We start from the raw sequence: 11,925 nt of genomic DNA, 5'->3' as shown, positions 1-11,925 counted from the left end.
AATGCACCTCCTACGAATGCTTCCAAACTGGCTTACGTTTTTCCAAGAATGAATCCAGACCTTCCTTGGCATCATCTGTTTTCATTAAATCATTCAAGTAAATCTGTTCCACTTTCCCAATTGTTTGCGCAAATGTAGTTGCCATTGCTTCGCGAATGGCCTTTCTCGTAAACTCGAGCGCCACTCTGCTTTTTGACCTAAATGAATCTAGCAAATCTTCAAGATAGTCTTCTAGCTCACCTTCAGCAACGACTTCATTGATAAGACCAAATTCTTTCGCCTTTACTGCTGAAATTGTTTTTCCGGTTAGGAGAAGTTCCATTGTTTTATTAAATCCCATTAATAAAGGGAAGATTGCAACGGAAACAGGCGGAAATAAACCTAAATTGATTTCAGGTTGACCAAATTTTGCCTTTTCTGTTGCAACGGAAATATCGCAAAAACTAGCAATTTCACAACCTCCTCCAATAGCAGCTCCTTCTACTACTGCCACTGTCGGACAAGGAATCTTTGCCAGTAAATGAAACATTTTATGAAAAACATGAATCATTGGTTCTGCCTTATCTCCAATATGATCTTCAATTGCCACACCAGCCGAAAAGGCTTTTCCATCAGCTCGAATAACTAATGCATGTGGTTCTTCATTTGCAATAAGGTTTTCTAATGCGTCTACAATTTCCTGCATCATTTCAATATTTAATACATTAACCGGCGCTCTTTTTAACGTAAGCCAAGCAACTTGATTTTCAATTTGTAAATGAATCGTTTCATAGTTTGTCATTAAAATCACCTATTATCTATTATTTTAAGATCTGTTCTACATTCTGAAAAAGAGATTGATGAGATTGCTTCAGTTCTTGCATAATTTGGACAAATAATTCCTCTACGCTTACAATCGAATCAATTAAGCCCACCGATTGCCCTGCATGAACCCATCCCTCTTCTAAATTACCTTGTAAGGCCCCTAATTTATTTTTATATCCATTAATATATGGAAATAATTCTTGAAATGATATCGCTTGCTTCTCTAATTGCAACACACCATCAACATAGTTACTCTTCACAACACGATTGACTCCACCGATGCTGCGCTCCATGATAGTCGTATCTGAATCGTTTGAATCAACAAGCAATTGCTTGTAGCTTTCGTGAGCAATACACTCTTTCGTTGCAATGAAACGTGTTCCTATTTGAACTCCGTCAGCCCCTAAGACAAGTGCTGCTAGCATCCCCTGTCCACTTGAAATGCCACCTGCAGCTACGACTGGAATTTGAACTGCTCTACGGACTTGTGGAATTAAACTAAACAAGGTCAATTCATATGGACTGTTTCGTCCCCCCGCTTCAAATCCTTCACAAATAACTATATCAGCACCAGCTTTTTCAGCATTCCTAGCATGCTTAACCGTACCGACTACAACCATTACCTTCAGTCCTAAATTTTTGAAAAAGGGAATATACGATCGAGGATCCCCAGAAGATAGACTGACAGCTGAAATTAGCTCTTTGTTTTCTTCGATCACATCAAAATATTCATTATATGAAAAATGACCACTGATTGGAATATTCACTCCAAAAGGAAGCGATGTTTTTGAAGCTGCTAGTTCTAGTTCTTGACGAAACTTATTAGGACTCATACCAGAAATGGCGATTTGTCCAAAACCGCCTTCATTTGAAATAGCGGCAGCTAAATTTCCATCACCAATTTGGGCCATTCCCCCTTCAATAATTGGGTAACGAATGCCAAGGAGCTTCGTAATTTGGTTTTCCTTTAAGAGATCCTTCACTTCTTCCACTCCTAACGGTTGCTATTCACCTTTAAATTGAGCTGGTCGCTTTTCTTTGAAAGCTTCTAGAGCTTCAACTCGGTCTTTTGTAGGGATAATGACTTCATACGCTTTTGACTCAAGCGCAAGCCCTGTTTTCACATCTACATTGCTACCATAATTAATTGCATATTTTGCTTGTATAACAGCTAGCGGTCCGTTTTTCATAATTTCTTCAGCAAGAGCGACTGCACTTTCTTTTAATTCGTCTTCCTCTACGACTTTATTTAAAATACCTATTTCATAAGCTTGTTCAGCATTAATTTTTCGTGCTGTTAATATCAGCTCTTTAGCTCGTGAAGTTCCAATTAAGCGACTTAACCGTTGTGTTCCACCTGCACCAGGAATAATAGCCCAACTCACTTCAGTTAACCCCATTGTTGCCTTTTTAACGGCATAACGGAAATCACAAACTAGCGCAAGTTCGAATCCACCACCAAGTGCATAACCATTAATAGCCGCAATCGTCGGCTGAGGTAATTCCTCAATCATTGTAAACACATCACGAATTTTGCTTACGTTTCGACGTACTTCTTTATCATTTAATGTGCGTCTTTCTTTGAGATCTGCCCCTGCGCTGAACGCCTTGTCACCAGCACCGGTAAAAATAACCGCTCGCACTTCTTTATCCAATTTTATCTCTTCGATAATGTCTCCTAATTCCACGAGCGTTTCAAAATCAAAACAATTTAATTGCTCTGGTCGATTGATCGTGACAAATGCCAAATGATTGCTTATCTCTAAAATAACCTTTTTCATAATCATCCCTCAATCCACTAAAAAATTTCAAATAAAACAAGTATTTTCCTTTTAGCATCTTCAAAAAAAGTTTAACGTCGTAGCTCGATGCTTTGACCTGGTTCCAAAAGGGAAAATTCGCCCTTTTGGAACCAAGTCTTACATATAAATTTTCCTAAATGGGTTAATTGCTTTGTCGCGGTTTGCCTCTATTTCTCGATCTGGGGCGGGTTCGTAAAATGATTCAAAGAATCGTACAGCGGGAATCGATATTAATTGATGGATGTTCCAAAATAATTCTCTCGCTTTTGTTCCTGACCAATGGGGTGGTAACAAATCGCGTGGAAAACCAGGATCTTGGAATAGAAATTTCCGGTATTGATGAACAAGTTTTGTTCTTTCCATGAAACATTCATCATCTTTTAACAAGTTATTTAATGCTTTCTCACGTAACTCTTCAAATTTAGGTGAGAATGTTTCAATAAAAATATCGTATTCATCTGAAATGCCTTGTAGGTCCCACCCTTTATTGATAATGCTTTCATTGTCGTGAGAGACAATGGATGACGAACTAAATAAAAAAGTATGTTCTTGTAGTTTGTACGTTTCAATCATCTCTATCACTTGTTCTTCTAGCGAGTTAGGACTTACCCATGTACTATTGGAAATCACACCAAATCCAGTCCAATTTAATTCTTTTCTAATCACATTGCGCAGCTCTCGTTTTTCTTCTGGAAACGAATATGTAAGGATTCTCCACATTCCATCCCATGTTTGACTTTGAGTGGTGTAAACCCTTTTTACCCCATCTTCTATTCTTCGCTTTCCTAATTCAGTTACAGAATAATAACTTTTATTGCCTATTTTTCTAACTTGCAATAAATTTTTCTGAACCATGCGAAAAATGGCTCCTCTGACAGAAGACTCAGATACTCCAAATTTACTCATCAACTGAATTAAACTTCCAACCCAAACTTCTCCTCCATAATATTGGATGTACTCTCCGTATAATGTAAACATTAATGACCTTGGCTTCAAACTAGTTCACCGTCCATGTTGTATTGTTATTTTTTCCATCTAGAGACATCCTTTATTATAGAGGATTGTTACCTTTTATGCATTAAACGGTGTTCTACTCCTACTTTGATTTGAGTGAATGTCTTCTTTTAAGATAGCTATAACGTCTTCAGGAATTGAAACCGCCTTAATTTCATTGGCTGTTTGCTTCACCCAACCTCTTAGCTCATACCCATGTCCTGTTCGAATTTCACCATTATAAACTTCATGTTTTAGTTTAATCGTTTTATTGTTAATCTCTTCCACTGCGGTTCTTACTGTTAATACATCATCATATAATAAAGGCTTTTCAAAACTGCATCTAGCATCTAATAATGGTACGATAATCTGTCTTTCCTTTTCCAGTTTACTAGGTGCTAAATCACAACTGCGAAAAAACTGATGTCCCGCAATATCAAACCATTTAAAATAATTCGGGTAATACACAATTCCTGCTTTATCGGTATCTCCCCAATTCACCAAGATTTCTATTTCATTTGACCTCACATTAACTCCCCCTTTTCTTCCCAGTCCAAAAGCCTTCTGGATCAATATCACGAATGACTTGAAGTTCTTCTTTTGAAGGAGCTACTGTTTCTTTCAAATTACTTGAGAGCTTTAAATTCCATCCAGTATTTTCTTTAACCTCTTCAACAGTTACACCAGGGTGGAGAGAAATTAACTCTAATTCATTGTTTACAGGCTCTGGCCTCATTAATCCTAAAGTGGTAATTAAGGCACCAATCCCTCCACGAGGTAGGCCTTGTTCTTCACGCCAATTTCCTCCATCCCCGTATCCTGGTGATGTAATATAATCAACTTTTTCTTTAAAGCGTCGTTTTTCATGATTCATAATGACAAGTAACCTTTTAGAAAGTGAAGCAATATCAGCAGCCCCACCGCTACCTGGTAATTTAAGTGTTGGATCTTCATAGTTGCCTATATAAGAAGTGTTAACATTTCCGTATTTATCAATCTCTGCTCCACCGATAAAGCCACAATCTACATTGCCTTGTTGCATGAGGTACATCAAATGGTTCGTTGTTGTACACCACTGAGCACCAATTACATTAGGTGTGTCTCCCATCGTATAAAGCAACGTTTCTGAAGGGAAATCACGAACAATCCCACATTCATAGAACCCAACTGCGTTTGGAGCATGTGTTTTTTTAGCCACAGCAAATGCAAGCATCGGCAATCGCATTCCAACAAAGACAACTTCATGATCTTGAATTTCTCTTGCAGCAGCAACAACCATTAGTTCTTCTGTTGTATATGTCATTTTTTTCACTCCTTTCTACTATTCAGAGGCGTAATTTACTGGTGAAGCTAGGTACTCGCCTTTTACTTTTAATTTATTAATTCTTGATTGACCAACTAATTCCAAATACTCTGCGTGCGTGGATACACTTGTGATCCATTTATTAATCCATTCTGTAAAGCCTTCTCTCGTTTTTGTATCTGTATGATACTCATGGAAGAACGCATGATCACGACCGTAATGACCTTGCATAGGAGAAGGGTGACAATAAGCTGGACAGTGAACAACCGATGTCACTTTAAAACCAGGAACTAAAACCCGATTAGGATCACTTTCAATCACTTCAGTATCAACAATTTCTTCAGCTAATAGAATGACTTTTTTGCTAGCAAGTGCGGCATCTTGGGCAACACCAATATTCCCCCACAGATGTGCGTTTCCTTGTTTGTCAGCTCTTTGGACACCTAAGACAGCTACATCAGGATTTAAGGCTGGAACATGAACAAGCTTTCCTCCCTCATACTCATGAACCTTGAAGCTTGGATTACTAGCTAGAAGCCCTGTTCCTAAAAGGGATTTTGTTGGCAAGAATGGGATTCCCATTGCACCTCCAAGTAAAGCCAAACCTAATGAGAAATTACTGTGATCCTCAATCTCGATTTTATGTGGTACTTGCTTTTCAATGGAACGTCGATAATTATGGCCAAGTCCTGCGCTTACATTTCCTGCCCAAGCAGCAGTGATTTTCTTCACACTCCCCGCCCCGATCAACATATCAAATAAAATATCGGAAATAGGAGCAACCAATTGTAAATCCTTAATTTCTTGTCGAATAATTTCATGAGCAGCTGCAAACGGAATCATAGGTTCTAGACATGCACCTAAGACAACAGAATCACCGTGGTTAATATGCGATTCAACTGCTTCAGCTAAAGTTTGTATCTTATCTCTCATAATCATCACTTCCACTTCTAGAGAAATTGTCATACTGTTTAAAATGGCGATATCGGAATACCGATATCGCCATTTTACGTTTTTAAATTACTGACCTGACCAATTTGCAGCGCGTTTTTCAATAAATGAACTTAGTCCTTCTTGTGCATCCTTTGAACGGAATAATAAGTTTTGAAGTTCGCCTTCGTAACGAATTGCTGCATTTAAAGGCATTTCCTTACCATTCATGATAGATAGCTTAATATTTTGCGCAGCATATGTAGCACTGTTTGCAATTTTCTCAGCATATTCTAATGTTTTAGCTCTCATTTCTTCTTGTGGGAAGACACGATCAACTAATCTAATATCTAATGCTTCTTGTGGAGAAAGCGTGTCACCTGTTAGGTTAAGATCTAGTGCTTTAGAGTGGCCAACTTGACGAAGTAGGCGTTGCGTTCCACCTGTACCTGCTAGTACACCAAGTGTAATTTCTGGAAGACCAATCTTACCTGCTTCAGAACCCATGAAACGTAGGTCACAAGCAAGAGCCATTTCTAAACCGCCACCTACTGTATGTCCTTCTAAGCAAGCGATCCAAATTTGTGGTGAACGAGCAATCTTATCAAGTGTTTCGTTACAGAATAAGCAGAACTGAGTTTTGAAACGTGGCTCAGATGCTTTTAAGAAATTAATGTTCGCACCAGCCGAGAAAAACTTCGGCATGTCACTCATTAACACCGCTACTTTAATATCTGTATCAAAACGGATATCATCAATTGCTGCATTTAACTCTTTGTAGTAATCAAGATCATAAGAATTTGTTTTGTTCACATGAATGTGTACCTCTGCGATCCCATTTGCTTTCTTAACTGTAAGCGTTTTCGTTCCCGTTAGTGTTGTTGACATGTAAAGAACCTCCTTGGTTTTTCCTAATATGATTTTGTTTCTTTCGTAACTAATTCATAATATACATAATGTTTCTACAATTATCAAAAGGGTAAAAGTCTCATTTTGATCGATTAATACATGAAATAATCTAATTATCTCTTCAATACTCTCTTATTCTTATTTTTTTAACGAACGTAAAAAATACACAATTCTTTTGTTTACTTATTTTACTTATACGAAGTTCATTATGAAGGAATGACACTACCCAGTACCCTTTTCAACTTGTTCATCAAAAAGTCTATATTTATCGACAGCTGATTTCTATTTCGTTGTATTTAGACAGGAACAACCTGTACTTCTATTATTAATGTTTGTTATGAGCTCACGAACTAAAAAAGTATTAGGTGTATTTTGAATTTAACCAAATATTTATCCAACATTAGACATAAGAAGAAATATCAATGTCCACTTTCACAAAACGACTCTCTAGTACTGAAATAAGTGGAAAGCCTTCATGCGTTGAATACAGAACTAGCCGATGAAAACTTACATAAGAATATTTATCTCAACTTTCTCGTAAAAACAGGGCTATAGTTTACCTCTGTATTCCATGGTCTTTCTTGAATTAGTTCGACATTCAGATGAAGACTAAACGATGTTAGTCACCTTTTCCTTGAAAATCATTGATTCAAGCACCATGCCGCATAATCTCATCCGTTGTAAATCGTATATTTCGGAAGGGCAAGGGTGTTTCAAACTTCATTTTAGATTGGTTTTTGTCGATCAAGATACGGTATATCCTGATAAAGCCGTTGTTATAAATGCCGTTGAACACAGTCGGCAAAAACTGAAGATTCTCGTTAAAGATAAAGATGCCATGTATGTGATTAGCCGTGGGATGAAATTAAATAAACATTATCTATATATTGAAAACACCTTGACAGACTTTTAAGAATATTCTATATTGCTTATAAATAACGATAGTTAAATAAACGTAATATATGTTCTGTTCACAAGTTATAGGAGGTGTGCTTATGTCAGAAAACAACATTAATGAAATTATGATTATTGGTGGAGGACCTACTGGTTTATTCGCAGCCTTTTATGCAGGAATGCGTAATTCCTCATAAAAAATATCAAAGTTTATCCCCATTGGGCGGGAGTTATCTGCTTTGTATTCCGAAAAATACACTTATGATGAAGCTCGATTTACGAGTGCGGGCACAAAAATTAGTTGATGGCTTAACAGAGTAAGCCATCAACCCCACTGTAAGCTTGAACAAATGGTTGAGAAATTAGAAGTGTTAGAGAATGGGATTATTCGTCTTACAACGAATAAAGAAGAACACCTAACAAAAACAGTCATCTTCACAGCTGGAAATGAAACGTTTAAACCTCGTAAAATCGACTTGTAATAAACTGTTAAATAACGAACTAGCAATCTTCATTATTTAAAATGGAGATAACGAATTTATTCATTCCGTAACAGTCGAACATGGAAAAGATAAAACAGTTGATAAAAACTCAAATTCGTTAATTCGAAAATGGAAACAAACTTTCTAGGTGTGTAAATCAGCAGGTGTATATGTACGAAGGAAAAGTTAAACTAATCGCTACTGGTTATGGTGAAGTTCCAACTGCTATTAACATTGCGAAAGCATTTATTGATCGAGCGCTAAAGTACAACCGCTTCATAGTACGAGTATTTTTGCTTAAAATTAATATTCTGGAGGGCGATAAAGATGGCTAAATATACAATGGTAGATAAGGATACATGTATCGCATGTGGAGCATGTGGAGCAGCTGCTCCTGACCTATTTGATTATGATGAAGAAGGCATTGCAGAAGCAATCCTCGATAATAATCAAGGGATCACAGAAGTTGGTAGTGATTTAGAAGATGATTTAGTTGACGCACAAGAAGGTTGTCCGACTGAATCAATTCAAGTATCCGAACTACCTTTTCATACTCACGCTAACGTTTAAGTAAGCACCAACATTGAAAAAGGGTGAATGGATTACAATCCATTCACCCTTTAATACTAAATACGACTTAAGCTCCTTTAGATTCAAGCTCAATATCCTCTTCTTCCTCTGAACCCTCGTCTTTTAACCTAAAATTAAAATCTTTCGGTTCAACGATTAACGAAGCAACGATTCCAAACACTAATGCCCAAAATGGAGCACCTACAGAAAATAGTTGAATTCCAGAAGCGGCTATAAGGAAAGTAAATATAGCCCCTATTCTGTGAGTGCCTTCAAAAGATACGCTTATTGCTGAAATCAATACTTTGACTAATGCTAAACCAGCAATAATAGCGATAAAGTAAGCTGGCATCACTTCAAATAATTTCACCAGACCACCGTAAAACGGTGCACTAACCGTGAAAATAATCCCTATAATAACTGCAGCAACCCATCTTTGCTCTCTTTTCCCGGCATCTGGAGATGAGCTAATCGCCGTCATTGGTCCGGCAATGCACGTACTGTGAAGATAGAAGAATGACGATATCATCGTTGCAAAACCATTGACAGCTGTAATGCCGTTTACTGGTATCCGTTTATACCCCGCTGACTTCAATAAACTAACTCCTACTGGTGTTTCCATCCCAATTAAAATAATAGCAAGAGGAAGTCCATACGCCAGAAATGCTTCTAATGTAAATTGAGGCATAACAAATTGAGGATAATTGACTGTGAATTCAATACCTGTAAAGTTGACACCGCTAATAAGTAAATAAATTAGGCCGACTACTAACGAACCAAGAACTGCTGGGAATTTAGGGGTGACTTTAGATAGGATTAAAAATGTCCCAACCATTATTAGCGTGGGCAATAATGCATTTTCTAATGGCCGAACCATATCTAAACCAAATTTCAACAGAACACCTGCAATCATCGCCATTACAATAGGAGTAGGTGTAAATCGCATCACCTTTCCCATAACACCAGAAAAACCAACTAGCAAAGATATTAGTCCTGCAAGTAGAGTAGCTCCAAGTACAGGTGCTAGACCGACAATTGGGATCGCTGCCGTGAATAAAAGAGCTCCCGGAATCGAATTTGCCATCGCCAATGGTTGGCGATAGTAAGAGGGAACCAAAATTCCAAATAGCCCATTTATTAAATAAAAACTAGTAATCCACATCATGATTAATCCTGACCCTAAACCAGCAACGGTTCCAGCACTAATAAAAACCAAACCGACACTTAAGCCAAATATTCCAGCAACTAAACCTGCCGCAAAATTTTTAGAGTTCATATCTCTCCTGAAATCAGAGAACACATTCGTGAAACCAACACCTTTTTCGATCTTCATTATATACACCTCTAGAATTTGTCATCTATAAACTTGCTATGTATTGGTTAAGTAAATTGAGTTCCTTAAACTTAAATCTCACACTTTCAGACATGTTACTTCACCATTCAAAAATAGCTAGGTATAACGGGCTATTTTTGAGTTGCATACACTACTAAAGTGTAATACTTGACTTATTTATATAAGAAAAACGGCGCAGCCGTCTTTTCTTAGAAGCAATGAGCGGAGCCGTTGCCTTGATTTTAAGCCTTTTAGGAATGCCCTTCTCCTAAAAGGCGCGCAACGTACGGAGCCATTGCCCTTCGTTGAGTTGTCTAGAGAGCTTCTTTGAACTACTTTCACACTGCTTGAATTTTAATTCAAATTTTTATAAATTCTTATCTTTAATTAAAATTGTTTCAAAAAGGCTACGCACCTTTTTGAAACAACCTACTAAGAACTCAAAGATAAAAATTTATTTCGAACTTCTATATCAAATTCCTCAGACGAACCCTCAAAAACAACGGCTCCTTTATTTAATATATAGACATAATCTGCTAGGTCAGAAGCCATTGAAAGGTTTTGTTCAACTAGTAACATCGACAAGCCCTCTTCTTTCAATCTCTTAATGATTTTTATGACTTCTCTTACCATTAATGGAGAAAGACCTTCTGATGGCTCATCAAGTAGAAGCAAATCTGGATTGGTCATTAAAGCTCGACCAATCGATAGCATTTGTTGCTCTCCTCCACTTAAATTCCCACCCATTGAAGTCTCACGTTCTTTTAACCTAGGGAACATATCATAGATCTTACTTAAATTCCAACCATCTTTAACGGGTCTATATGTCGTTAATAAATTCTCTTTCACTGTTAAATTCGAGAAAATTCTTCTACCTTGTGGAACTAGGCCGATCCCAGCTTTTGAAATTTGGTAACTAGGTTTCCCTTGAAGGTCTTGACCGTTCATGACGATCGATCCCTTTTTAGTGGGAACCATTCCCATAATCGAGTGAAGTGTCGTTGTCTTCCCCATCCCATTTCGACCTAGTAAAACAGAGACTGAACCTTTATTTACATGTAAAGACACATCATGCAATATATGACTTTCTCCATAATAGGCATGGAGATTTTGTACATTTAGCATTCGACTTCATCCCCGCTTCCAATGTAAATTTTGTTCACTCTCTCATCCTTCCTTACTTCTTCAGGCTCTCCTTCTACTAACACACCGCCATCGTATAATACAACCATACGATCTGCTAAACCAAAGACGACTTCAAGGTCATGTTCAATGATCATCAAAGTTAGATCTTTGGGTAGCTTGTAAAGCAAGTCAACAATATAATCGGTTTCCGATTGAGACATACCTGCAGTAGGTTCATCAAGTAATAAGATAGAAGGTTCAGTAGCAACACCTAATAAAATTTCAATCTGACGCTGCTCACCATAAGAAAGATTTTTAATGATAGCATCACGCTGATGAGAAAGTCCCCACGTCTCAAGAAGTTCGTCGGCTTTTTGATATAAATGAGGATATTGTTTTGTCCCCCTTGACTTAAACCATATCCGACCGAATCCTTCTTGTCTTTGTAAAACCAACAATAAATTATCTAAAACCGATAACTCATTTAACAGATTATTTTTCTGAAAGGTTCGAACCATTCCGTTGCGAACCCGTTTATAATTAGGTTGCTTTGTAATGTTCTTACCATAATGAAAAATATCCCCATGTGATGGTTCCAAGTCCCCTGTTAATAGATTAAAAAAGGTTGTTTTACCCGCTCCATTGGGTCCAATAATTCCAATTCTCTCTCCCTTTTTTATTTCAAGGGAAATATCTCTTAAAATATGCAAACCACCAAAACTTTTTCCAACACCACTAATCGTTAAAATCGTTTCCTGTTCCAAGCAACTCACCTCAATT

The 11,925-nt window shown here is 37.4% G+C and carries 15 protein-coding genes; 4 read left to right on the top strand and 11 right to left on the bottom strand.

Going from position 1 to position 11,925, the window contains the following annotated elements; all coding sequences use genetic code 11:
• Positions 1-10 precede the first annotated feature (10 nt).
• The 8 genes from LDX58_RS01900 to LDX58_RS01865 form a co-directional block, all read right to left on the bottom strand.
• A complete protein-coding gene (locus LDX58_RS01900) occupies positions 11-781 on the bottom strand; it encodes an enoyl-CoA hydratase/isomerase family protein (RefSeq protein WP_227935167.1) in 771 nt (256 codons plus the stop codon).
• Positions 782-800: 19 nt separating this feature from the next.
• Positions 801-1,787, bottom strand: a complete 987-nt coding sequence (locus tag LDX58_RS01895; RefSeq protein ID WP_227935166.1) for an NAD(P)H-dependent flavin oxidoreductase — start codon at positions 1,785-1,787, stop codon at positions 801-803.
• Between the two features lie 21 nt (positions 1,788-1,808).
• Positions 1,809-2,585 carry an enoyl-CoA hydratase-related protein gene (locus LDX58_RS01890; RefSeq protein WP_227935165.1) on the bottom strand — a complete coding sequence of 259 codons (777 nt, stop codon included), beginning with the start codon at positions 2,583-2,585 and terminating at the stop codon, positions 1,809-1,811.
• Between the two features lie 138 nt (positions 2,586-2,723).
• Positions 2,724-3,602 (bottom strand): PaaX family transcriptional regulator, encoded by an 879-nt coding sequence (locus LDX58_RS01885; RefSeq protein ID WP_227935164.1) that lies wholly within the window; start codon positions 3,600-3,602, stop codon positions 2,724-2,726.
• Between the two features lie 75 nt (positions 3,603-3,677).
• Positions 3,678-4,127, bottom strand: a complete 450-nt coding sequence (locus tag LDX58_RS01880) for an acyl-CoA thioesterase (protein WP_227935163.1) — start codon at positions 4,125-4,127, stop codon at positions 3,678-3,680.
• A 1-nt stretch (position 4,128) separates the two neighbouring features.
• A complete protein-coding gene (locus LDX58_RS01875) occupies positions 4,129-4,902 on the bottom strand; it encodes a CoA-transferase subunit beta (RefSeq protein ID WP_227935162.1) in 774 nt (257 codons plus the stop codon).
• Positions 4,903-4,920: 18 nt separating this feature from the next.
• A complete protein-coding gene (locus tag LDX58_RS01870; protein WP_227935161.1) occupies positions 4,921-5,835 on the bottom strand; it encodes a CoA transferase subunit A in 915 nt (304 codons plus the stop codon).
• A gap of 87 nt (positions 5,836-5,922) precedes the next feature.
• Positions 5,923-6,720: an enoyl-CoA hydratase/isomerase family protein gene (locus LDX58_RS01865; protein WP_227935160.1), complete on the bottom strand. Its 798-nt coding sequence runs from the start codon at positions 6,718-6,720 to the stop codon at positions 5,923-5,925.
• Positions 6,721-7,357: 637 nt separating this feature from the next.
• Here LDX58_RS01865 and LDX58_RS01860 point away from each other — a divergent pair.
• From LDX58_RS01860 to LDX58_RS01850, 4 genes are all read left to right on the top strand, one after another.
• Positions 7,358-7,654: a hypothetical protein gene (locus LDX58_RS01860; protein ID WP_227935159.1), complete on the top strand. Its 297-nt coding sequence runs from the start codon at positions 7,358-7,360 to the stop codon at positions 7,652-7,654.
• Positions 7,655-7,985: 331 nt separating this feature from the next.
• Positions 7,986-8,117, top strand: coding sequence for a hypothetical protein (locus LDX58_RS25720; RefSeq protein WP_265416516.1), 132 nt, complete (start codon positions 7,986-7,988; stop codon positions 8,115-8,117).
• A 170-nt stretch (positions 8,118-8,287) separates the two neighbouring features.
• Positions 8,288-8,452 (top strand): hypothetical protein, encoded by a 165-nt coding sequence (locus LDX58_RS01855; RefSeq protein WP_227935158.1) that lies wholly within the window; start codon positions 8,288-8,290, stop codon positions 8,450-8,452.
• Positions 8,445-8,687 carry a ferredoxin gene (locus LDX58_RS01850; protein ID WP_227935157.1) on the top strand — a complete coding sequence of 81 codons (243 nt, stop codon included), beginning with the start codon at positions 8,445-8,447 and terminating at the stop codon, positions 8,685-8,687. The genes LDX58_RS01855 and LDX58_RS01850 overlap by 8 nt, the downstream gene beginning before the upstream one ends.
• Positions 8,688-8,754: 67 nt before the next feature.
• Here the strand turns inward: LDX58_RS01850 and LDX58_RS01845 are convergent, their stop codons facing one another.
• From LDX58_RS01845 to LDX58_RS01835, 3 genes are all read right to left on the bottom strand, one after another.
• Positions 8,755-10,020 (bottom strand): benzoate/H(+) symporter BenE family transporter, encoded by a 1,266-nt coding sequence (locus tag LDX58_RS01845; protein ID WP_227935156.1) that lies wholly within the window; start codon positions 10,018-10,020, stop codon positions 8,755-8,757.
• A 432-nt stretch (positions 10,021-10,452) separates the two neighbouring features.
• Positions 10,453-11,145, bottom strand: coding sequence for an ABC transporter ATP-binding protein (locus tag LDX58_RS01840; RefSeq protein WP_227935155.1), 693 nt, complete (start codon positions 11,143-11,145; stop codon positions 10,453-10,455).
• On the bottom strand, positions 11,139-11,909 hold the full coding sequence (locus LDX58_RS01835; protein ID WP_227935154.1) for an ABC transporter ATP-binding protein: 771 nt from the start codon (positions 11,907-11,909) through the stop codon (positions 11,139-11,141). The genes LDX58_RS01840 and LDX58_RS01835 overlap by 7 nt, the downstream gene beginning before the upstream one ends.
• Positions 11,910-11,925: the final 16 nt, after the last annotated feature.

Source organism: Alkalihalobacillus deserti (assembly GCF_020734105.1).
Classification (GTDB): Bacteria; Bacillota; Bacilli; order Bacillales; family Bacillaceae_D; genus Halalkalibacter; species Halalkalibacter deserti.
Note: the sequence above shows the minus strand (reverse complement) of the source record. Positions and strands in the feature narration are given on the sequence as shown.

Coding starts and splice junctions, on each gene's coding strand:
- LDX58_RS01900 (WP_227935167.1), bottom strand. CDS start 781: ATGACAAACTATGAAACGATTCATTTACAAATTGAAAATCAAGTTGCT.
- LDX58_RS01890 (WP_227935165.1), bottom strand. CDS start 2,585: ATGAAAAAGGTTATTTTAGAGATAAGCAATCATTTGGCATTTGTCACG.
- LDX58_RS01875 (WP_227935162.1), bottom strand. CDS start 4,902: ATGACATATACAACAGAAGAACTAATGGTTGTTGCTGCTGCAAGAGAA.
- LDX58_RS01870 (WP_227935161.1), bottom strand. CDS start 5,835: ATGAGAGATAAGATACAAACTTTAGCTGAAGCAGTTGAATCGCATATT.
- LDX58_RS01865 (WP_227935160.1), bottom strand. CDS start 6,720: ATGTCAACAACACTAACGGGAACGAAAACGCTTACAGTTAAGAAAGCA.
- LDX58_RS01860 (WP_227935159.1), top strand. CDS start 7,358: ATGTTAGTCACCTTTTCCTTGAAAATCATTGATTCAAGCACCATGCCG.
- LDX58_RS25720 (WP_265416516.1), top strand. CDS start 7,986: ATGGTTGAGAAATTAGAAGTGTTAGAGAATGGGATTATTCGTCTTACA.
- LDX58_RS01855 (WP_227935158.1), top strand. CDS start 8,288: ATGTACGAAGGAAAAGTTAAACTAATCGCTACTGGTTATGGTGAAGTT.
- LDX58_RS01850 (WP_227935157.1), top strand. CDS start 8,445: ATGGCTAAATATACAATGGTAGATAAGGATACATGTATCGCATGTGGA.
- LDX58_RS01845 (WP_227935156.1), bottom strand. CDS start 10,020: ATGAAGATCGAAAAAGGTGTTGGTTTCACGAATGTGTTCTCTGATTTC.
- LDX58_RS01840 (WP_227935155.1), bottom strand. CDS start 11,145: ATGCTAAATGTACAAAATCTCCATGCCTATTATGGAGAAAGTCATATA.